Annotated in this window: 19 protein-coding genes and 2 pseudogenes; 7 read left to right on the top strand and 14 right to left on the bottom strand. The window is 60.3% G+C overall.

Going from position 1 to position 21,951, the window contains the following annotated elements; translation table 11 throughout:
* Positions 1-66 precede the first annotated feature (66 nt).
* Complete coding sequence (locus JWV26_RS24040) at positions 67-210, top strand: hypothetical protein (RefSeq protein WP_206417995.1); 144 nt, start codon at positions 67-69, stop codon at positions 208-210.
* Between the two features lie 15 nt (positions 211-225).
* The gene (locus JWV26_RS24035) at positions 226-393 is read left to right on the top strand and encodes a hypothetical protein (protein ID WP_206417994.1); all 168 of its coding nucleotides are present in this window, start codon (positions 226-228) and stop codon (positions 391-393) included.
* A 97-nt stretch (positions 394-490) separates the two neighbouring features.
* On the opposite strand, the gene thrS is transcribed toward JWV26_RS24035, so the two are convergent.
* The 9 genes from thrS to JWV26_RS23990 all read right to left on the bottom strand — a co-directional run bounded on the left by thrS (position 491) and on the right by JWV26_RS23990 (position 8,686).
* Positions 491-2,413, bottom strand: coding sequence for a threonine--tRNA ligase (gene thrS / locus JWV26_RS24030; RefSeq protein ID WP_206417993.1), 1,923 nt, complete (start codon positions 2,411-2,413; stop codon positions 491-493).
* A gap of 34 nt (positions 2,414-2,447) precedes the next feature.
* Positions 2,448-3,785 carry a dihydroorotase gene (locus JWV26_RS24025; protein WP_206419265.1) on the bottom strand — a complete coding sequence of 446 codons (1,338 nt, stop codon included), beginning with the start codon at positions 3,783-3,785 and terminating at the stop codon, positions 2,448-2,450.
* On the bottom strand, positions 3,782-4,342 hold the full coding sequence (locus tag JWV26_RS24020) for a gamma carbonic anhydrase family protein (protein WP_206417992.1): 561 nt from the start codon (positions 4,340-4,342) through the stop codon (positions 3,782-3,784). Before JWV26_RS24020 ends, JWV26_RS24025 begins: the two co-directional genes overlap by 4 nt.
* Positions 4,339-4,572: a membrane protein insertion efficiency factor YidD gene (gene yidD / locus JWV26_RS24015; RefSeq protein WP_206417991.1), complete on the bottom strand. Its 234-nt coding sequence runs from the start codon at positions 4,570-4,572 to the stop codon at positions 4,339-4,341. Before yidD ends, JWV26_RS24020 begins: the two co-directional genes overlap by 4 nt.
* Positions 4,569-4,979: a phosphoribosyl-AMP cyclohydrolase gene (hisI, locus tag JWV26_RS24010; RefSeq protein WP_206417990.1), complete on the bottom strand. Its 411-nt coding sequence runs from the start codon at positions 4,977-4,979 to the stop codon at positions 4,569-4,571. Before hisI ends, yidD begins: the two co-directional genes overlap by 4 nt.
* On the bottom strand, positions 4,976-5,848 hold the full coding sequence (locus JWV26_RS24005; RefSeq protein ID WP_206417989.1) for a metal ABC transporter substrate-binding protein: 873 nt from the start codon (positions 5,846-5,848) through the stop codon (positions 4,976-4,978). Before JWV26_RS24005 ends, hisI begins: the two co-directional genes overlap by 4 nt.
* Positions 5,836-6,717, bottom strand: coding sequence for a metal ABC transporter permease (locus JWV26_RS24000; protein WP_206417988.1), 882 nt, complete (start codon positions 6,715-6,717; stop codon positions 5,836-5,838). The genes JWV26_RS24005 and JWV26_RS24000 overlap by 13 nt, the downstream gene beginning before the upstream one ends.
* Positions 6,718-6,719: 2 nt before the next feature.
* On the bottom strand, positions 6,720-7,391 hold the full coding sequence (locus tag JWV26_RS23995) for a metal ABC transporter ATP-binding protein (RefSeq protein WP_206417987.1): 672 nt from the start codon (positions 7,389-7,391) through the stop codon (positions 6,720-6,722).
* A gap of 305 nt (positions 7,392-7,696) precedes the next feature.
* Positions 7,697-8,686 (bottom strand): GlxA family transcriptional regulator, encoded by a 990-nt coding sequence (locus JWV26_RS23990; protein ID WP_206417986.1) that lies wholly within the window; start codon positions 8,684-8,686, stop codon positions 7,697-7,699.
* 128 nt (positions 8,687-8,814) lie between these two features.
* Here JWV26_RS23990 and JWV26_RS23985 point away from each other — a divergent pair.
* A pseudogene (locus tag JWV26_RS23985) lies at positions 8,815-10,000 on the top strand (S-(hydroxymethyl)glutathione dehydrogenase/class III alcohol dehydrogenase).
* A gap of 436 nt (positions 10,001-10,436) precedes the next feature.
* On the opposite strand, the gene JWV26_RS23980 reads toward JWV26_RS23985, so the two are convergent.
* From JWV26_RS23980 to JWV26_RS24660, 5 genes and pseudogenes are all read right to left on the bottom strand, one after another.
* On the bottom strand, positions 10,437-10,943 hold the full coding sequence (locus tag JWV26_RS23980; RefSeq protein WP_206417985.1) for a flavin reductase family protein: 507 nt from the start codon (positions 10,941-10,943) through the stop codon (positions 10,437-10,439).
* Positions 10,944-11,093: 150 nt separating this feature from the next.
* Entirely contained in the window at positions 11,094-12,122 is a 1,029-nt protein-coding gene (locus JWV26_RS23975; RefSeq protein WP_206417984.1) for a methionine synthase, read from the bottom strand.
* A gap of 26 nt (positions 12,123-12,148) precedes the next feature.
* Positions 12,149-13,132 (bottom strand): DUF1852 domain-containing protein, encoded by a 984-nt coding sequence (locus JWV26_RS23970; protein WP_206417983.1) that lies wholly within the window; start codon positions 13,130-13,132, stop codon positions 12,149-12,151.
* Positions 13,133-13,540: 408 nt separating this feature from the next.
* The gene (locus JWV26_RS23965) at positions 13,541-14,101 is read right to left on the bottom strand and encodes an epoxyqueuosine reductase QueH (protein ID WP_241201251.1); all 561 of its coding nucleotides are present in this window, start codon (positions 14,099-14,101) and stop codon (positions 13,541-13,543) included.
* Between the two features lie 676 nt (positions 14,102-14,777).
* Positions 14,778-14,962: pseudogene (locus JWV26_RS24660) on the bottom strand (LasR-specific antiactivator QslA).
* 352 nt (positions 14,963-15,314) lie between these two features.
* On the opposite strand from JWV26_RS24660, the gene JWV26_RS23955 reads away from it, so the two are divergent.
* From JWV26_RS23955 to JWV26_RS23940, 4 genes are read left to right on the top strand one after another with little or no spacing between them, the layout of a single operon-like run.
* A complete protein-coding gene (locus JWV26_RS23955) occupies positions 15,315-17,255 on the top strand; it encodes a TonB-dependent receptor domain-containing protein (protein ID WP_241201324.1) in 1,941 nt (646 codons plus the stop codon).
* A complete protein-coding gene (gene cobN / locus JWV26_RS23950; RefSeq protein ID WP_206417981.1) occupies positions 17,255-21,115 on the top strand; it encodes a cobaltochelatase subunit CobN in 3,861 nt (1,286 codons plus the stop codon). The genes JWV26_RS23955 and cobN overlap by 1 nt, the downstream gene beginning before the upstream one ends.
* Positions 21,112-21,588, top strand: a complete 477-nt coding sequence (locus JWV26_RS23945) for a MotA/TolQ/ExbB proton channel family protein (protein WP_206417980.1) — start codon at positions 21,112-21,114, stop codon at positions 21,586-21,588. Before cobN ends, JWV26_RS23945 begins: the two co-directional genes overlap by 4 nt.
* Positions 21,588-21,902, top strand: a complete 315-nt coding sequence (locus JWV26_RS23940) for a DUF2149 domain-containing protein (RefSeq protein WP_206419263.1) — start codon at positions 21,588-21,590, stop codon at positions 21,900-21,902. The genes JWV26_RS23945 and JWV26_RS23940 overlap by 1 nt, the downstream gene beginning before the upstream one ends.
* The last annotated feature ends 49 nt before the right edge of the window (positions 21,903-21,951 follow it).

Genomic DNA, 21,951 nt, shown 5'->3' with positions numbered 1-21,951 from the left:
CAGTTATCATCTGATTACTTTCACCGGTCCATGGTCATCGCAGTGGTCACCATGCGGATGATGTAGATGTCCGTCTACCAGGTAGTCCACATGGTCGCCATGTGGCACGGCTTCGTGGCCGCAGCCTGGGCCATGCACATGGTCGGCGGCGTGCCCAGCGCACTGGTGCTGTGGTGTGCAGCGCTGCGGATTTTCGCCGCTCACCGGTAGCACGTGCTCATCGACATGATCACCGTGCATGTGATGCAGATGACCATCGTGCAGATAGTCCACGTGCCCGTCATGCTCGATGGCGGTATGGCCGCACCCCGGCCGATGCTGATGTTCATGGTTCTGGTGCTGTTTGCAGTCACTCATGGTCACTCACCTTTTCAGATAGCTTTTTCAAGCTAGCTGCGGCTGAGCACTGCGTCTAATCGAAAGCCAACCATTCATCGATTCCGTCGTCTGCGCAAGGGCAAGGGCCATTGCGCAGGCGGCAGTGTCTGGCTCAGGCGCCGTCGAGGCCGGGCATACGCGCCTCCGCGCTCAGGCGTGCGGCCAGTTCATCCAGCGTCAGAGTACCCAGGTTGTCGCCGGCGCGGCTGCGCAGGGTGACGCGACCTTCGGCCTTTTCCTGCTCGCCGATCACCAGCAGGTAGGGCACTTTCTGCAGGGTGGCTTCGCGGATCTTGTAGCCGATCTTCTCGTTGCGCAGGTCGACGGCGGCGCGCAGGCCGGCGCGCTTGAGGCGACTCAGAACCTGGCGGGCGTAGTCGTTCTGCCCTTCGCTGATGGTCAGTACGGCGGCCTGCTGCGGCGCCAGCCACAGTGGGAACAGGCCGCTGTACTGCTCGATGAGGATGCCGGTGAAGCGCTCCAGTGAGCCGAACAGGGCGCGGTGCAGCATCACCGGACGTTCGCGCTCGCCCTGTTCGTTGATGTAGCTGATGTCGAAGCGCTCCGGCAGGTTGAGGTCCACCTGCAGGGTGCCGCATTGCCAGTCGCGACCGATGGCGTCGCGCAGGACGAACTCCAGCTTGGGCCCGTAGAACGCGCCCTCGCCGGGGTTGAGCTGGTAGTCGATGCCCATTCGTTGCAGCGCGCCGGACAGCGCACCTTCCAGCTGATCCCAGGTGGCGTCGCTACCGATGCGGTTGGCCGGGCGGGTGGAGAGTTTCACGGCCACCTCGTTGAAGCCGAAGTCGCGGTAGATGGCGAATACCAGGGCGATGGTGTCGGCGCATTCCTGCTCCATCTGCGCGGCGGTACAGAAGATGTGCGCGTCGTCCTGGGTGAAGTGGCGCACGCGCAGCAGGCCGTGCAGTGCGCCGGATGGCTCGTAGCGGTGCACCTTGCCGAACTCGGCCATGCGCAGCGGCAGGTCGCGGTAGCTTTTCAGGCCACGGGCGTACAGCGCCACGGCGCCGGGGCAGTTCATCGGCTTGAGGGCGAACACGCGTTCGTCCTCGGTGGTGGTAGTGAACATATTGTCGCGGTAGTTGAACCAGTGCCCGGAGGTTTCCCACAGGCTGCGGTCCATCACGTCCGGGGTGTTGACCTCGACGTAGCCGGCAGCGTCCTGGCGCTGGCGCATGTAGCCGATCAACTGCTGGAACAGGGTCCAGCCCTTGGGGTGCCAGAACACCGAGCCGGGGGCGCAGTCGTCGAAGTGGAACAGGTCGAGCTGGGTGCCGAGCTTGCGGTGGTCGCGTTTGCCGGCTTCTTCCAGGCGAGTGAGGTAGGCCTTGAGCTCCTTCGGCGTGGCCCAGCAGGTGCCGTAGATGCGTTGCAACGCAGCGTTCTTCGCATCGCCGCGCCAGTAGGCGCCGGCCACTTTGGTCAGTTTGAACGCCTGCAGATGGCCGGTGCGCGGAATGTGCGGGCCGCGGCAGAGGTCTTCGAAGTCGCCCTGGCGGTAAAGCGACAGTACCTCGCCTTCGGGGATGTCGCGGATCAGCTCGGCCTTGTAGTGCTCGCCCTGCGCCGCGAAGTGGGCGATGGCTTCATCACGCGGCAGTTCGCGGCGGCTGACCGGCAGATCGGCGGCGGCCAGCTCGGCCATGCGCGCCTCGATCAGCGCCAGATCATCCGGGGTAAAGGGTCGCTCGAAGGCGAAGTCGTAGTAGAAACCGTCCTCGATCACCGGGCCGATGGTCACCTGGGCGCTGGGGTACAGTTGCTTGACCGCCATGGCCAGCAGGTGCGCGCAGGAGTGGCGCAGCAGCTCCAGGCCCTCGGGGTCGCGCGCGGTGATCAGGTTGAGCTGGGCGTCCTTGTCGATCAGTGCGCTGGTGTCCACCAGGCGGCCGTCGACGCGCGCGGCCAGGGCGGCCTTGGCCAGGCCGGGGCCGATATCGGCGGCGACCTCGGCCACGCTCAGGGGTTGGGCATAGTGACGCTGGCTGCCATCGGGCAGGGTGATGCTGGGCATGTCGGTTCTCTGATCAGGTCGGTTAACGGGGCGCTCAGCCGCGCTGGTAGCGCAGCGGTAGCCCCTGGCAATCGTTGTGCAGCTGGCCGTTGTGCCAGGCCAGTTGCCCGGAGACGAAGGTGCTGCGCACGGCATGGCGGAAGGCGCGGCCCTGGAACGGCGTCCAGCCGCAGTGGGCGAGGATCGGGTCGGCCGCCACCGGACGCGGTTCGGCCAAGCGTTCGATCAGGGTCAGGTCGGCCCAGTAGCCTTCGCGCAGGTAGCCGCGCTGCTCGATGGCGAAACGCTGGGCCACGGCGTGGCTGGTCTTTTCCACCAGCAGGGGCAGTGGCAGCAGGTCGTCGGCTACCAGCTCCAGTAATGACGGCAGGGCGTGCTGCACCAGCGGCAGGCCGGATGGCGCCTGCAGGTAGGGCCGCTGCTTTTCTTCGAGGGTATGTGGCGCGTGGTCGGTACCGATGATGTCCAGACGCCCGCATAGCAGCGCCTGGCGCAGTGCGTCACGGTCGGCCTGGGTCTTGATCGCCGGGTTGCACTTGATCAGGTGGTCGAGTTGCGCGTAGTCGCTGTCATCGAAGTACAGGTGATGGGCGCAGACCTCGGCGGTGATCTGTTTGCCGGCCAGCGGGCCTGGCTGGAACAGGCTCAGTTCGCGCGCGGTGGTGATATGCAGCACGTGCAGACGCGTGCCATAACGCTGCGCCAGGCTCACCGCCAGGCTGGAGGACTGGTAGCAGGCCTCGGCGTCGCGGATCGCCGGGTGCTCTGCGGCGGGGATGTCGTCGCCGTAGCGCGCCTGCCACTGCGCCTCGCGTTCACGGATGCGCGGGGTGTGCTCGCAATGCGTCAGCAGCACGGTCGGGCAGTCGCGGAACAGCCGTTCCAGCGCTGGCAGGTCGTCGACCAGCATGTTGCCGGTGCTGGCGCCCATGAACACCTTCACCGCCGCCACGCGGCTGGGGTCGAGCGCGGCGACGGTGTCGAGGTTGTCGTGGCTGACGCCGAAGTGAAAACCGTAGTTGACCCGCGAGCAACTGGCGGCGCGTTGCTCCTTGGCCGCTAGCGCCTCCAGCGTCAGGGTCGCTGGGTTGGTGTTGGGCATGTCCATGACGCTGGTGATGCCGCCGGCCACCGCTGCGCGCGACTCGCTGGCGAAGCTGGCCTTGTGTGGTGCGCCGGGGTCACGAAAGTGCACCTGATCGTCGATCATGCCGGGCAGCAGGTACTGCCCGGCGGCATCGAGCAAGGCTTCGCCGCGCTGGTGCGGCAGGCTGCTGGCGATAGCGTCGATGCGCCCATGGCGGATGCGCAGGTCGGCCTCGAACACGCGTCCTTCGTTGACCAAACGGGCGTTACGGATCAGCACGCTCAGAACTCGTTCTGCAGGGCTTTGTAGCCGCGCACCAGATCGATGTTGGTGCGCGCCACGTCTTCGGAGAACTCGCTGGCCGAGACGCTGACACGCGGCAGGCTGGCCAGGTCGGTCTTCGGCCCGATGCGTTGGGTGGACGTGACGTGGAAGCCAGCCGGCAGGTCGCAGCCGTCGACCACGGCGTTGTGCCGCACCACGCAGCCGTCGCCCACGGCGCAATTGAACAGCACGCTGTTGAAGCCGATGAACACCCGGTTACCGACGCTGCACGGGCCGTGGATGATCGAGCGGTGGGCGATGGATGTGTGCTCGCCGATAGTCACCGCCGCGCCGGACTTGGAGTGGATCACCACGCCGTCCTGAATATTGGAGTTGGCGCCGATGACGATGGGTTGCATGTCGCCGCTTGCGTCCAGCTCGTCGGCGCGGATCACTGCGTAGGGGCCGACGAAGACGTTGTCGTGAATGATCACCTTGCCGCAGATGATAGCGGTCTTGTCGACGTAGGCGGACTCGGCGATGACCGGCAGGTGGCCGGACGGATTCTTGCGGATCATGTTCGCTCCTTCGGCGAGGGTTCGGGCACCGGGTCGTAGCCGCCCGGATGCCAGGGATGACAGCGCAACAGCCGGCGCAGGCTGAGCCACAGGCCGCGCAGCAGGCCATGCTTTTCCAGTGCCTCGACGGCGTAGTGCGAGCAACTGGGGTGAAAGCGGCAGCGCGGCCCGAGCAGCGGGCTGATCAGGTACTGGTAGAAACGCACCAGGGCGATGGCCAGGCGCTTCATGCTGGGCCGCTCACGGCCACGCGCAGCTGTTCGCCGTCGAGGTCGTTGTAGAAACAGTTGGGTCGGCCGGTATGGCAGGCCGGGCCCTGTTGCTCGACCTTGAGCAGCAGGGCGTCACCGTCGCAATCGAGGTGCGCGCTGACCAGGCGTTGACGATGGCCGCTGGTTTCGCCCTTGCGCCATAGTCGCTGGCGCGAGCGCGACCAGTAGCAGACCCGGCCGCTGGCTAGGGTTTCTTCCAGCGCGGTGCGATTCATCCAGGCCAGCATCAATACCTCGCCATCGTCGTGGCGCTGGGCGATGGCCGCAACCAAGCCGTCGGCATTCCAGGGCATGGCATCGAGCACCTCGCTCAAGGGGCGGCAGTCGCCGCGCCTGGCCTGCTCCAGTTCGAGCCACAAGCTCATTGCCGCAGAGCCGCCAGCAGGGTGTCCAAATTGTGCTTGAACATTCCCAGGTAGGTGCTGGCAGGGCCTTCGCTGGCCAGTGCGTCGGAATACAGGGTACCGCCAACCTTGGCACTGCCCTCGGCGGCGATCTGCTGGATCAGGCGCGGATCGCGGATATTTTCGACGAAAACGGCTTTCACGCCGTCGGCGCGGATTTGCCGGATCATCGCGGCTACTTCTGCGGCCGAGGGTTCGTCTTCGGTACTCAGGCCCTGGGGCGCAACAAAGTTGAGGCCATAGGCCTTGCCCAGGTAACCGAAGGCGTCATGGCTGGTGATGATGGTGCGCTGCGCCGAAGGCAATTGACCCAACTCTGCCTTGGCTTCAACAAGCAGGTTGCGGATCTGCGCCAGATAGGCGTCGCGCTTGGCCTGGTAATGCTCGGCATTCTCCGGATCGGCCTGGGTGAGTGCTTTGGCGATGTTCTGCACGTAGATCTCGGCATTCGCCAGGTTTTGCCAGGCATGCGGGTCGGCCACCTGATGACCGTCTTCGTCGATCATCAGCGGTAATACACCGGTACTGGCGTCAATGCGAGTACCGGGTGCTTCGCTGCTGGCGATCAGGCGATCAAGCCAGGGCTCGAAGCCCAGGCCGTTGGCGATGATCAGATCGGCGCCACGCACCGCCTTGGCGTCCTGCGCGGTGGGTTGGTAGACGTGTGCGTCGGCATCAGCGCCCACCAGGTTATATAACTCGATTCTCTCTGCACCAATCTGCCGGGTCATGTCGGCCAGAATGCTGAAGCTGGTAACGACTTTGAGTTTGTCTTGGGCATTTGCGCAGAAGGCGAGACTCAGCAGCAACAGGGCAATTAGGGGGCGCATGGTTTTTCCTCAGTGAGTGGGTAGAGACGCGGGCGGCGGCGCAGCAGGCCGTTGTGTGGTCCGAATAGAACGGATCCGCCATAGGCAAGACCAGCGAGCAGTACGATGCAGGGGCCGCTCGGCAGGTTGCTGTAGTAGGAGAGCAACAAACCCAGCCAGACGCAGGTGGCGCCAACGAGTGCAGCTAGCAGCAACATAACCGGGAGGTTGCGGCTCCAGAACTGTGTGGCGGCGGCCGGGAGCATCATCAGGCCGACGACCATGAGGGCGCCGATCGCCTGAAAGCCGATCACCAGATTAAGCACCACCAGGGTCAGGAACAGGCCGTGTGCGACTGCGCCGAAGCGGCTGACGCTGGCGAGAAAGAGCGGGTCGAGGCTGTCCATCACCAGCCAGCGGTAGATCAGCGCCAGCACGATCAGGCTGACACTAGACACCAGCAGCATGCCGTCGAGGGTCGGTGGATCCACCGCCAGCACCGAGCCGAACAACAAGTGCAAGAGGTCGAGTTTCTTGCTGGCCAGCCCAAGCAGCAGTACGCCACTGGCCAGCGAGATGGGGTAGATGGCGGCCAGGCTGGCATCCTCGCGCAGGCCGGTACGGCGCGTGACCCAGGCGGCGAGGCCGGCCATGCCAAGCCCGGCAATCAGGCCGCCAATGGTCAGCGCCGGCAGACTCAGGCCGAAGAGCCAGAAGCTCAGCGCGGCGCCGGGCAGTATGCCGTGGCCGATCGCATCGCCCATCAGGCTCAGGCGGCGCAGCACCAGGAACACACCCAGCGGTCCGGCGCTGGCGGCCAGGACCACACCACCGATCAGGGCGCGACGCATGAAGGCGAATTCGACAAATGGACTCCACAACAGCTCCATGTTCAGGCCACCTTCTCCAGTCCGGAGCGGCGTGTGAGCAACTCTCTGATAGGGGCATATCGGCAGCCGCTGGCTGCTACAAGTAGGGCATTCCCCAGGCGTTGATTCAGACTGTCGAGGGCATGGCTGACGATGAGCAGGGTGCGGCCTTGTGCCTGCCAACGTTGTATGTGCTGCCAAAGCAGGGCGATGCCAGACTCATCAAGGGCTGCTTCTGGTTCGTCGAGCAGTAGCAACTGGGCATCGGTCAGGCTCAAACGGGCGAGCAGGGCACGTTGCAGTTCACCACCGGAAAGCGCCCGTAGGCTGTGCTGTTGCAGATGCTCCAAGTCCCAGTCCCGCAACGCCTGTTGTAATCGCTCGCGGCGCTGCGGGCGACCGAGAGTGCTGCGCCACAGGCCGGCACTGACCAGATCTTGCAATTTGATTGGAAACTGCCGATCCAGGGCTTGTTGTTGCACCAGGTACGCAATGCCGCCCCGGTGCGCAACGCTTAGTTCGATTTGGCCGCTGAGGGGGCGTTCGATACCTGCGATGACCTTGAGCAAACTGCTTTTTCCACATCCATTGCTGCCAATTACGGCCGTCAGGCTCGCACGCGGCAGGTGCAGATCGAGAGGGGGCGTCAGTGGCCGGCCGGCCGGCCCCCACTGCAGGTTTCGACAGGTGATCATCTATCGACTCCAATTCCAGCTGCGCTGTGGCACCGCGTTGTCCGCATGTCCAGGTTTACCGGGCGCCGAGTGGCGGTGCGCAAGGTGGCGCGGTGAGCAGAGGTGGGGCCGGATTTAACCTGCCCAGGGTGGCCATTTTCTCGCAGCCGGAAAGTTCGCATCGTGGATCTCAGTTACATTACAGATATGCATACGTTATAACATTTCATTTGATGGGTGTAAGCCATCATTCCTGGCGGGGCGGTAACTATTCATTGATCTCATGCCGGAGCTAGGCTAATTCCGAAGCGTAAGCAAACGTTCGTTCAACGAGCCTCGTATTGCTCGCGATAGGCTTTCGGGGTAACGCCCAGATGCCGCTGAAACACTCTTCGCATGTGATCTTCCGAGCTAAAACCACACTGGGCTGCGATGCGTTTCAAAGCATTATCGCTATCGGCCAGCAAACGTCTTGCGCGTTCAAGTCGTGCCTGTTCGATGAATTCAGAAGGAGAGCGCCCAGTCTGTCGCTGAAATACGCGTCGCAGATTGCGACCGCTCATGTTCGCCTGACCAGCCAGTGCTTCAAGGCTGAGCTCTTGGTCCAGGTTCTGCAGTATCCACAGCTGCAGTCTCCTGATCCCTGCGTGCGGCGTCATCTGGCTGTCGAGGTGCTGACTGAATTGAGACTGACCGCCTGGTCGTTTCAGATAGACGACCAGCTCTCGGGCAATGCTCAAGGCCAAGTCCTGGCCAAGATCCTGTTCGACCAGCGCCAGGCTCAGATCAATGGCTGCCGATACACCCGCACATGTCCAGATGCGTCCGTTCTGAATGAATATGGCATCGGCATTGACGTTGATGGCCGGAAACTCCGTCGACAGCCTGCTGGCCACGCTCCAATGGGTCGTTGCGTCCAGGCCATCGAGGACGCCCGCCTGCGCGAGGAAGAACGCGCCGGAGCAGACACCTACCAGCCTCTCTATGCGTCCTGCTGCATGCCTGCACCAATCGACAATAACGCGATTTTGATGCACCGCCGGACCGATATCCCGAGCTCCGACGACTAAGGCTGTGCGTGGGAGCCCTCCATCACGCAGGGCTTGGGCATCCAGCTTTATCAACGAATCGGATTGAACCGGCCCCTGTTCGGGGGCTATCAGGTGAATGTCATAGAGGGGAGGGGCACCTTTGTTCTTCAGCTGCGCATTGGCGTAATCGAAAACTGTAAGCGCGCCTACAGCCTCCAGCGATTTGAATCCTGGATAAATGATGATGTGTATGCGATGAGAGGCTGGTGCGTCGTTGAGCCTCATTGGCGGTTCCTTAACGGTGTTTAGCGGACAGACTGCGAATGAATATGGCCAACCTTCCGTGCTTGGACTGGCAGGCGTTATCGAGGGCTGTATCGTGCATGACGTTATAACATAACGGAGAAAACCCAATGAAAACACGTGCCGCTATCGCCTGGGGGCCCCAACCAGCCACTGGAGTTCGAAGAAGTCGATCTAGAGGGGCCAAAGGACGGCGAGGTACTCGTCCGCATCGTGACCACAAGCCTGTGCCATACGGATGTCTTTACCCTCTCCGGGCGCGACCCGGAAGGGAAGTTTCCTTGCATCCTGGGTCATGAAGGGGTGGGCATCGTTGAAGACGTTGGCAGAGGCGTTACCTCTGTCAAGCCAGGCGACCATGTCATTCCCCTTTACACCCCGGAAGATCCGAACTGTCCCTTTATCAAGTCAGGGAAAACCAACCTCTGCCAATCGATTCGCAAGACTCAGGGCGAAGGTCTGATGCCGGATGGCACGAGTCGTTTTTCTTACAAGGGGAAAACGATTTTCCACTACATGGGGACATCTACTTTTAGCGAGTACACCGTGCTGCCGGAAATTGCAGTGGCCAAGATCGACCCAGCTGCACCCTTGGCCAAAGCGTCGATCATGGGCTGTGCGATTCCTACCGGTATCGGCGCTGTGCGCAACACCGCCAAAGTCCGTCCAGGTGACACTGTTGCCGTTTTTGGCCTTGGCGCTGTTGGAATGGCAGTGATTCAAGGCGCTGTGTTGCAAGGTGCCGGTCGTATCATCGGGATTGATGTGAATCCTGGCAAGTTCCCACTGGCTATGTCGCTCGGAGCAACGGAGTGCGTGAATCCCAGGGATTATCGCGAGCCGCTGCAGAACATCATTATCGACATGACCAATGGCGGTGTGGACTTCTCTTTCGAATGCGTCGGCAATGTGGAGTTGATGCGAGCCGCCCTGGAGTGCTGCCACAAGGGGTGGGGCGAGAGCATCATCATCGGCGTAGCCGGTGCTGGGGAAGAGATCGCCACGCGCCCCTTCCAGCTCGTTACCGGCCGGGTCTGGAAAGGTAGCGCATTTGGTGGCGTTCTGGGGCGCTCGGAACTCCCTGGAATGGTCGATGAGTGGCTGCGCGGAGAAATTAACGTCGATCCCTACATCACGCACAACATGGATCATGAAACCTTGAATCACGCGTTTGACTTGCTCAAACGTGGCGAAGCCATTCGCTCGGTGATCCATTATCGAGAGCGCGAGACGCTGAGCCATGACCTGCCAGGAGTCATTCTCGATCGTAGCGGGCGTGTTATTCCCAAACCTTAGCAAAGCCACATATACGAGTCAGCCCCGCCATAGGTGGGGCTGACTAGTGCTTTGAGGCGGCTGTATCTCAGGGCTGGTAATTACTATAGAGGTTGCGGTGTTATTCCGTTGGAGAATGCATGAGTACAAAAAAATCTTCCGAGGTCAGTGTCAAATGTTGTTTTGTGCCTTGTGTAATTAAAGTTAGGTGCTGGATTGGTTTCAGTATATTTTTGATTGGCTGGGTAATCATCATTAGGTGTGCCGTGGTATAAGGGGCATTCTGTCTATTGATGAAGGGGTTTCACTTCGTTGAGGGCGCCGCGATCTACTCAGTGATATCGGCAGCCGTTTTCGGTGTTATTCTCGTAAAAAGGTACTTTCGAGCAGATCAAGTTGCTTGCCTAGTGGCGTAGCTTTGCGGGTGCATATTGTCATTCTTACCCAAGGCTACAGTTTATTCGGTAGGCATCGAAAGATTACAATATCGCCCTTTAAAATACAGTAAAGGACGTGCAGCTACATTTTCTTGAACGCGCAACGCTTTCACTTCACCAATCACGATCAGATGATCGCCGGCGACATGCTCGGCGTGAATCTCGCAATCTAGCCAGTGCAGACTATTGTCAATGATTGGATTGCCCAGTGGTGATGCGTGCCACTCTACATCGTTCCACTTGTCAGCGCCTTGTCGAGCAAAGGTGTTGGAAATCGAGATCTGTTCACCTGAGAGGATGTTGACTGCAAATCGACCTGCCCGGCGAATTTTGGGGTAGCTGTATGAGTTGGCCATTACACTGAATGAGACCAGTGGCGGGCTCATCGACACACTGTAGAACGACTGGCAAGTGAAGCCAAGCGGCTCATCATCGATGAGCGATGTAATGACCGTGATACCGGATGCGTAGTGTCCGAGCGCTTCGCGAAAGCGCAATGGCTCGATAGCATTGCAAGGGAGTGACATGGTAAAGCCTGAATATTAGGTATTACTCGAAAGTGCTGGAGAGAACCCGAGGTGGGTTGCTCTTTTCAAGCATTAATGCCTTGAATATGGCCAGTCGATCAGTTACGACAGGCCATATTTCACCCAGCATATCCAGTGTTAGCTCAGCGCTTAGGCAGAGAGCTCTTGGCGGATAATCTCTGAGCCGGCACTCAGTGCATTCAACTTGCCTCTGGCGACTCGGCGAGACAACGGCGCCATACCGCAGTTGGTGCAAGGGCAGAGCTTGTCGGCATCGACGAACTGCAGTGCTTTGCGCAGCGTGTTGGCCACTTCCTCTGGGGTTTCGATGGTGTTGGTTGCCACGTCAATGGCACCGACCATCACTTTCTTTCCACGAATGAGCTCGAGCAACTCCATCGGCACGCGAGAGTTCTGGCACTCCAGCGAGATGATGTCGATATTCGACTTCTTCAGTTTGGGGAAGATTTCTTCATACTGGCGCCACTCCGACCCGAGGGTCTTCTTCCAGTCAGTATTGGCCTTGATGCCGTAGCCATAGCAAATATGTACGGCTGTCTCGCACTTCAGTCCTTCGATAGCTCGTTCTAACGTAGCAATACCCCAGTCATTGACTTCGTCGAAGAACACATTGAATGCAGGTTCGTCGAACTGGATGATGTCAACGCCTGCTGCCTCCAGCTCCTTGGCTTCCTGGTTGAGAATCTTGGCGAACTCCCAGGCCAGCTTTTCACGGCTTTTGTAATGCCCGTCGTAAAGCGTGTCGATCATGGTCATGGGGCCAGGCAGGGCCCACTTGATAGGCTGATTGGTTTGCTGACGCAAAAACTTGGCATCTTCAACAAACACAGGTTTTGAGCGGCTTACCGCTCCCACAACCGATGGCACGCTAGCGTCATAGCGGTCGCGGATTCTAACGGTCTCACGCTTCTCGAAATCGACGCCGTCGAGGTGTTCAATAAACGTGGTTACGAAGTGTTGGCGCGATTGTTCACCGTCACTGACGATATCGATACCCGCTTGTTGTTGCTCTTGTAGCGACAAGCGCAACGCATCCTGCTTACCCTCAGTCAGCTCTTCATCTTGCAATTTCCAAGGTGACCAAAGCGTCTCTGGCTGTGCAAGCCAGGAGGGTTTGGGCAAGCTGCCGGCTGTCGACGTAGGCAATAACTTCTTCATTATAGATAACCTTATATTCTGGTTAATCAGAGGCCGCAGCTAGCGGACCATTGCTCAAGAACGGATTGGTAAGGCTTGATGAAGTGCTCTTCTGTAAATCGGCCCTGCTCAATGGCCAGACGGCTACGCTCTTCGCGGTCGTAAATCACGCGAGTCAACGAGTGATCCTGATTCTTCAAGTTCGGCTGATAACGTTGTCCGGCTGGAGCATTGGCATTATAGATTTCTGGGCGGTAAATTTTTTGGAACGTTTCCATAGTGCTGATGGTACTTATCAATTCAAGGGCGGTGTAGTCATTGAGCAAGTCACCAAAGAAATAGAACGCTAAGGGCGCAGCGCTGCCGGAAGGCATGAAGTAACGAACCTGCAAGCCCATCTTCTTGAAGTAGCTTTCCGTCAAGGATGACTCATTGGGTTGGTATTCAAACCCAAGTACAGGGTGCTGATTCTCAGTGCGACGATAGACTTTATTATCCGACACACTGAGGCAGATAACAGGCAGCTTGCTGAAGCTCTTCTTGTAAGTTTCAGAGTTCACAAAATGCTTGAAAAGCTTTCCATGCAAATCACCAAAGCCGTCCGGAATGCCAAATTTTGGCTGGCTTTTGTTGTGCTCCAGCAACAGCACGCTAAAGTCATAATCCCGAACGTAAGAGGAGAAGTTATTGCCGATAACTCCCTCTATACGTCTGTCGGTTTTTTTATCGAAAATGCTGGTTTTCAATACCTCAATCGCAGGGAAGGTACTTTCATTCCCCGCGGCGCCGACATTCATCTCGACGGAGATAATTTCCAGTTCGACGGAGTAACGATCACCCAGAGGATTGTCCCAATGCGCCAAGGCATTGAAGCGATTGTCAATCATCCTTAGCGCGTTGCGCAGGTTCTCTTGACGATGCTGCCCACGGGCCAGGTTGGCAAAATTTGTAGTCAGGCGGGTACTGTCTGATGGCTGGTAGTTCTCATCAAACCGAATGCTCTTGACGGCAAATGTAAGTTCTTGATTCATCTCGATCTGACCTAATATTCAAGTTAGCCCTGAGTTCGTTTCTGGCGCTTCAGGAATTTTCAAATTGGTAGTTTTCTATGCTGCTTGCAGCAAGGAGTACTGCATTCTATGTAGCGTACTGATTGAGCGGAACTGATCTTATTTCACCTCATCATTAACTTCGTTCACGATATGGAGGTGCGCTCACTGGCGTTGTAGCTGCTGTTTGCTCTGCTTGAAGACATCAAGTCGGATCAGCTAATCATTTTCTCGCCCATATAGATGTAGGCATCCCCTCGCCACGACCCGCGCATAGAATCGGGCGACACTGAGGCGTTTTTCTGACGTTCCGAATGACTTGGCGAGCTTCCTCACCAGCCTGCTCCTTGGCTTGCTCTTGGATGGGAAGTCGTACTGTGCGGCTGGCGGTCAGTTGTGATGGGGCTCGTCATCGCCGTAGTACAGCACGCCGATCCGGATGATGTCGCGGCCTGTAGCCTTGCGGTGGTGGTTGGTGTCGCGCAGCGAATAGATGCAACCGCAGTATTCCTGTTGGTAGAAACGCTCAAGTTTGCTGATCTCGATCATCCGTGCTGCGCCGCCCCCTTTGCGCCAGTTGTAATCCCAGGAGCTAATTCCGGGATATTTGGCTGAAGAGCCCTGACCGTAGTCATTGATATGCTGCATGTTCTTCCAGCGCGAGATGCCCAGAGAGCTGGAAATCACCGAAAAGCCGTTCTCATAGGCGTACAACGCGGTGCGTTCGAAGCACATGGTGCAGCGGATACCGCGCTCCGGCTCATGCTCCATGCCCTTGGCACGAGCGAACCAGTTGTCGGTGTCATAGTCGGTGTCTACGAACGGCACACCATGCTGCTCGGCGAAGCGAATGTTATCGTCCTTGCGCAGCAGGTATTCCTTCTGCCGGGGGATGTTTGGGGTGTAGAAAAAGATGGTGTAGTCGATGCCGGACGCCGTGATCGCTTCCATCACTTCGCCTGAACAAGGTGCGCTGCAGGAATGCAACAGCAGTTTGTCTGCGCCACCAAGTAGGCTCAGCTTGGGGCGCTGAGCATCGACGCTCTCCAAAAAAAACAGGGCGAAGCCGAGCCCGGAGAGCTGCTTCGTCAGCTTTAAGATCTGTATGGAGAAATTCTCAATGTCACTAGGTCGTGAGGCAAACTGATTTTCTGCGTGATGAACACAAAATTCTCATGATCGAATTTCGGGAGGGCATCGTACGCTCCGCGTTTTTGCGCAAACCGCACAAGTCCAATCCCGTTAGATGGGCTGGAGTTGGATTCAGATTGCGACAGCGGGTGAGTGACTGTTGTAGTTGATGCTGGCGAGGGCATATACGAGGTGGAGAGTCGCCACTTGTAGCCGGTGCCCCATCAACAGGATTGGCAGACGGACGCTACCAAAATATTCTCCGGCCTCTGGGTTAACGGAGTGCAAACAGTCAGCAAGCTGACCCTCTGCACTCCGTTAGTTCAGTACCTTGCTTCTTGGTCTGTTTTAACAGGCTCTTCATTGGCATTTGCCATGGCTCAAGTCAGCCCTGGCAACCCGCTTCGGCGAGAGTCAGGGTCTTTCTGTTGTGGAAGCAATCACTCGCGATATAGATCTCGGCCTGCTCATCGCAGTGATGATGCGAGCACATACGCTAGTGGATACCACTCAGGAAACCCACCTCAAAAGCTCGCCTTTCAATAGCGCAGGGCAGCAGATCGCGCTCCGCGATTATCACTGCCAGAGCCATCCACTGCGGATGTTGTCGAGCCAGGTCTGGGCCAGCCTCACACCCTGGTTGAATGCTTCTCTACAGTCGGCAGCCCAGGCTATCTCCATGTCTGGATGGCCGAAGTGAGGCGGAAGGTAGGTCATCACACCCTTGCTCATCTGCCACCTCCTTGAACATTAGAGAGGGCGCGGCGATAGAGCACGACCATCTCATCGAGCAGATCCAAAGCTGAGTAAGCAGCGATGCGCACGCGCAGGTCTGCCGGTTGCAAGCCGTCTCCATATAAAGTGTTATGTTATAAAGTAGCATTTTAATCGATTCATCTTCACAATGTCGCCGCCTAACACGGCCCCGTTCCCCTGATATCAACCCCTCGGGACCGAAGTGCACCGTTACACCAGTCGTGCGAGATCGCTTGCACGACATACAACTGGAAGGATCACCATGCCTGTATTGAAGATGCGCAGCTTCGCGCAGCGCCGTCCTCTGTCTTTGCTCGCATTTGGGCTTTTCCCGCTCACCAGCCTGGCGGATGTGCTGGAACTGAACTCGACGGTGGTGAGTGCCACCAGCACCGAGCGTACGCTTAAGGATGCGCCGGCGAGCATCAGCGTCATTACTGCCGAGGAGTTGAGCAAGCGCCCGGTGCGCAACCTGGAAGAAGCGCTGCGCGGTAGTGAAGGTCTGCAGTTCAACGGCGTTGGTATGAGCCGGCGTGGCATCAGCATCCGCGGCATGGCTAGCGAGCACACGCTGGTGCTCATTGACGGCAAGCGAATCAGCCCGTCTTCCGGTGCCATCGCGCACTCCGACTTCGACTTGGGCTGGGTGCCGGTCGAAGCCATCGAACGCATCGAAGTGGTACGCGGTCCCATGTCCTCGCTCTACGGTTCCGAGGCGCTAGGTGGCGTGGTCAACGTCATCACCCGTAAGGCGACCGACACCTGGCTGGGCAGCGGCTTCGTCGATGGTGGCGTGCGCGAGGACGGCCAGGGTGGGCAAACGCACCAGGTGGGCGGGTATGTCAGCGGTCCGCTGCTGCCGGGCGTGCTGGGCTTGGCGTTAAATGCCGAAACCCAGCGCCAGCAGGAAACCCCCGACGCCGATAGGCGCAACCTGTCCGAACTCGAAGGCCGCAATGGCAACAGCGGCGGGGCCACGCTCACCTGGACACCCGACGACGCACAGCGCATCGACCTTGGCTACGAGAGCGGTCGTGAGCGGCGCTGGCGCAATACCGAAACTGGTGGCCCGGCCTCGCGCGACTATGAGTCCACCGACGTCATTGAGCGTGAGCGCTGGTCCCTGGCCCATTCCGGTGACTGGCAGTGGGGCAGCAGCCAGGTCCGCGCTTACCGTAACCAACTCGATCGCACGAATTCGCGCAGCGATGGGACGGCGCCTAGCAACCCGCAGCGCCTGATCGACAGCGTGGTAGACGGCAGCCTGAGTGTGCCTCTGTTCGAGATGCACCGCGTGACTGTCGGCGGCGAGTGGCGAAAGGAAGAGTTGGAAGACCGTTCGGTCAACCTCAACGGTGAAGAACAAGCCCTGCACCGTGCTGTCTTCCTGCAGGACGAGATCGCCTTCAATTCAGACTGGTCGCTGACTCTCGGCAGCCGTTTCGACAAACACGAGCAGTTCGGCTGGGAGAGCAGCCCACGCGCTTACCTGCTGCATCATTTCAACGATGAGCTGACCCTGCGCGCAGGTGTCGGTAAAGGCTTCAAGGCACCGAGCCTGAAGCAGCTGTCGCCAGAGTATTCCGCGACCGGCGGCGGTGGCCGTTTCACCATCGTCGGCAACCCCGAGCTGCAACCGGAGACCAATACCGCCTACGAGCTGGGCGCCGACTATCAGGCGGACGGCTGGTCCCTGAGCGGCATGCTGTTCGAGAACGATGTGGAGGACCTGATCCAGACCGTGTGCGTGGCCAATTGCGGCATTCGGGGGCGCGAGCTACGCAACTACGAGAACGTCGAGCGGGCCCGCATTCGCGGGATCGAGCTGGGCGGTGGCGTTGACCTGGCACAAGGGCTGCGCTGGGACCTCAACTACACCTATCTGGATGCCCGCAACCGGACCGTCGGCCAGCGCCTCGGCGATCGTTCGCGGCACCTGGCCAACAGCGTGCTGAAATGGAGCCCGACATCCGCCTTCGATGCCCAGTTGCGCACCGAGTACGTCGGCAGCCAGATCACCTACAGCAGCAACGTCGCCTATTCGCTGCCGGCCTACAGCCTGTGGCACTTGGAGCTGAGCCAGAAGCTGAGTCGCAACCTGACCTTGCGCGGCGGCATCGAGAACATCGGTGACGAGCGACTCGCCGATCAGAATGACCACTTCGCTTATGCCGAGCCTGGGCGCACCTACCACATCGGGTTGGTGGCGACGTTCTGATGCGGGGGTTGATGATTATACTCTGCTGCCTGCTCTGGAGCCTGCACGCTGCAGCCTCCGCACCGGCACAAGTGCGGATGCTCAGCAGCGACTTTGTGCTTCCCGGCAAACATGCGCGCCTAGCCAGCTGGGCGCAGCAACAAGGTGTCGGCTTCACCAGCTTGCACAGCGGCGCCGAAAAGGCGCCCGATGCGCAGTGGCTGACGGCGGTCGATCTGCTGATTCTGGACACGCCGCGGCCTTCCGATGTCGCAGCGGTGCAGCAACGGTTGGGCGATGTGTTGGAGCGCCTGCCAGTCCCATGGATTCGTATCGGCGGCGGTGCGCCGGCCTACGGCAACCTGCCCCCGCCCGTGGCCATGCGCCTGATCGGCTACTACGGTAATGGAGGCGAAGCCAACCTCAGACAGCTATTCACTCTGGTGCAGCGCAAAAAGGCGGGGCAGCCGTTCGATGATCTGCCGGCGCCTGTTCCACTGCCCAATACCGGGTTCTACCATCCGGCCGCACCGGGACCTTTCGCCACGCTGGCTGAGTACCTCGCCTGGGGCCAGGGACGCTGGGCTGCGGATGCGCCCCGTGTGGCCTTCGCCATCCACCGCGGCGCCATTGCCGATGCCCAGGTGCGCGCCATCGATGACCTGATCGCGCGTAGCGAGCGCCGTGGTCAGGTGCCTTTGGTGTTCTGGTTCGACGATGCCAATCCGCATGCCCTGACCGAGCTGTTCGCCGAGGCCGATATCCGAGCACTGGTGAACATGCAGCACATGCAGAATGGCCCGGCGCGGCAGAAGGAGTTTCTGCAGCTCGGTGTGCCGGTGCTGCAGACCTTTGGTCATCGCGGCGGCGACGAGCAGCACTGGCAGGCCGAACCCAGCGGCATGGCCGCGCGCTCGGCGGCGGCCTTTCTCAGCGTGCCGGAAGGCTGGGGCATGAGTGATCCGCTGGTGATCACCGCGTTGGAGGAGGGCGAGCCGGCGCTGATGGCCAGGCAGGCCGAGGCCTTGCTCGGCAAGCTGGATCGTCTGATCCGTCTGCGTCAGTTGCCAGTGGCGCAAAAGCGCCTGGCGCTGATGTTCTGGAACCACCCGGACGGCGAACGCAATGTCGCGGCATCCCACCTCAATGTGCCGGCCAGCCTGGCAACACTGAGCGCGGCGTTGGGGCGAGAAGGGTATGACGTGCCAGCCACTACCGAGCAGCAGTTGATCGACAGCGCCCAGCGGCTGCTGGCGGGTTATTACCGCCCGGAAACCCTCGGCGACCTGCTGCGCGATGGCCTGGCCGAGACCCTGCCATTGAAGGATTACCAGGCCTGGCTCGCCCACCTACCGCAGGTCACGCGGGATGCCTTGGGCGCACGCTGGGGTGACCCGGCGCAGCACTGGGCCCTACGCGAGGTCGAAGGTGAGCCGCAGTTCGTAATCCCGGCGCTGCACCTGGGCAAGCTGCTACTGTTGCCGCAGCCACCAAGGGCCGGCCGGCCGGGTGAATCCTACCACGACAGCAAGGTGCCGCCGGATCACCTCTACCTGGCGGCCTATCAGTTGGTGCGCGAGCGCGTGGGTGTGGATGCGCTGATCCATTTCGGCACCCATGGCACGCAGGAATGGCTGCCCGGCAAGGACCGTGGCCTGTCCGCCGAGGATTACCCGTTCCTGGCAGTCGGCGACCTGCCGGTCTTCTACCCCTATATCCAGGACAATGTCGGCGAGGCTATCCAGGCTAAGCGCCGTGGTCGGGCCGTGACCATCAGCCACCAGACCCCGGCCTTCGCGCCGGCCGGGCTCTACGATGAGCTGCGCGACCTGCACCACCTGATCCACGAGTACCAGCAGTTGGACGAAGGCGCGGTGCGCGAGAAAACCGCCGAGCAGATTCGTGCGGCGGTGCTGGAGATGGACATGCAGGCCGACCTCGGCTGGGACGAAGCATCCATGTTCGCAGACTTCCCTGCGTTCTTCGCCGCGCTGCACGATCACCTGCACGAACTGGCACGGGGCGCCACGCCGCTCGGCCTGCATACCTTCGGTAAGCCGGCTTCGGCCGAGCACCGTCTGCTCACGGTGATGCAGCAGTTGGGCACACCGTATTACCAGGCGCTGGGGCTGGACTCCGACGAGGTATTCGCGGCGGACTACAGCGAGCTGCAGGCCTCGCTTCCCTATCAGACCCTGCAGCGCTACCTGCGGGACGGCCAGTCGCTCGACGAAGTCGAGTCTGCCGTGCTGCGACAGCTGATCGCCAAGGGCCTGGAACTGGACAGTCACCTCGCCGATACCCAGGAACTGGAGGCGTTGCTGGCCGGTCTCTCCGGGCGCTTCGTCGCGCCAGGTGCGGGCGGCGATCCGATCCGCAATCCCGAGGTGCCGAGCGGCCGCAACCTCTATGCCTTCGAGGCCGACAAGGTGCCGACCCGGGCGGCCTATGCCGCAGGCGGAGAGGCCCTGCAGCAATTGATCACCCAGTACGAGGCCGAGCACCAGGGCCAGGCCCCGCAGAAGCTGGCGTTCAGCCTCTGGTCATCGGAAGCGCTGCGGCACCTGGGCGTCGTCGAAAGCCAGGTTCTGCACGCCATGGGCTTGCGCCCGATGTGGGACGACGGTGGCCGCGTGGTAGCGTTGGACATCATTCCGGCTGCTGAACTGGGGCGCCCGCGAATCGATGCGGTGTTGCAGGTCACCAGCGTATACCGCGACCAGTTCGACGGTTTCATGCGTCTACTGGCCGACGCGGCGGATCGTTTGGCCGCGCTGGATGAGCCCGGCAACGTGATTGCCGCCAACAGCCAGGCATTGGCGATGCGCCTGCAGCAAGAGCAGGGCATGCCCGCCGATCAGGCGCGGCAGCTGTCGAGCCTGCGCGTGTTCGGCAACGAGCCAGGGGACTACGGCACCGGTGTTTCTCAACTGGCACTGGATTCGACCACCTGGGAGGACGATGCCGCGCTCGGCAAGCAATTCCTAGAGCGCCTGCAGTACGGCTACGGGGCTCAATCCTGGGGGGTGAAGCTGGAGGCTGGCAACCTGTTCGCCGAGCAGCTCAAGGGGGTACAGGCAGCCGTAATGTCACGCTCATCTGAACTCAACGGCCTGCTCTCGACGGACCATCCCTTCGAGTTCCTCGGTGGTCTGTCAGCCGCCGTCCGGCACCTCGATGGCACCAGCCCGTCGCTCTACATTTCCGACCTGCGCAAAACGGCTCCGCGCACCACAGTGGCAGCCCAGTTCCTGGCCACTGAGCTGCGGGGCCGCTATCTGAACCCGCAGTGGATCGGTGAGATGGAGAAGGAGGGCTACGCCGGCACGCTGGAGATGCTCGATCTGGTCAACAACCTCTGGGGCTGGCAAGCGACCGACCGCAGCATGGTGCGTGACGATCAATGGCAGGCGATCCATGACACCTACGTCATGGACAAGCGCGAGCTGGGCCTCGATGCCTGGTTCGAGCAGCACAACCCCAAGGCCCAGGCCCAGCTCATCGAGCGCCTGATCGAGGCCATCCGCAAGGGCTACTGGGATGCCAGCGAGCAGACCCGGCGCGAACTGGTGGAGCGTCGTCAGCAGCTCGCGGCCACTGAAGCCGGCGTAGTCGGTGAAGCGCTTACTCGGCAGTTCCTCGAACAGATGGCCGCCGGCTTCGGCATGCACAACGAGGCTCAGACTTCACCAACGCAATCAACCGGCGCCGCGACCCAAGTCGTCACTGGGCGGGTGCTTGAAGAGGTAATGCCAGCGACTGGAGAGACTCAACCTCAGTGGCTGCTGTGGTTGGGCTTTGCCTCGATGCTCGGTTTTTTCCTGGCTGGTGCCATTCGGCAAGGCCTTACAAATTCTCGAATGACGGAACTCACACCATGAATGGTCTCGAAACCAGCATCTACGAAATCACCCGGCTCTTTCTGGTTCCGGTAATGCTGCTGATTCTCGCCTCGCTGGCGTATGCGTGCTTCGCCTTTGGCTCGTTTGCACTGGAGGCTTGGCAGCGTCACAGCGGTCGCTACCACTCGAAGCTAGCTGCCTGGCATCACAAACACGGGGGCACCAGTGATGACCTGGAGCTATGGATCATGAAGCAACTGGAGTGGCTACGTATCATCTCACGCAGTGCACCGATGCTCGGTCTCGTGGCAACCATGATCCCGATGGGACCGGCACTGCTGGCGCTGACCCGCAATGATGCTCAGGGCATCGGCGAGAACATGGTGGTGGCCTTTTCTTCGGTGATCGTTGCCTTGGTCGCGGCCAGTATCACCTTCTTCATCCTCACCGTCCGCCGCCGCTGGTTACTTCAGGAGCTGCGTACTGTCGAGCGTGCACAGGAGCAGGGATGATGCGATTTCTTGAGCATGACGAGGCGGACGATCCGATCATCTCGATGGTCAACCTCATCGATCTGTTCTTGGTCGTGATCGGTATCCTGATGGTGGTCATCGTGCAGAACCCGCTCAATCCCTTCAGCCAGGACAAGGTAGTGGTCATCGAGAACCCTGGCGAGATGGATATGCGCATGCTGGTCAAAGATGGTCAGGAACTGAAACGCTATGAGTCCAGCGGTGCGATTGGCGAAGGGCAGGGCACCAAAGCAGGCGTCACCTACCGTCTGGCTGACGGGCGGATGATCTATGTGCCGGAGCAAAATGAGTGACCAGAAGCACCTAGCTCGGCTTGTTTGTACAGTGCCGACTGGACACTTG

This window comes from Ectopseudomonas toyotomiensis (assembly GCF_017167985.1).
Taxonomy (GTDB): Bacteria; Pseudomonadota; Gammaproteobacteria; order Pseudomonadales; family Pseudomonadaceae; genus Aquipseudomonas; species Aquipseudomonas toyotomiensis.
This window is presented reverse-complemented; position numbering and strand designations above follow the sequence as displayed.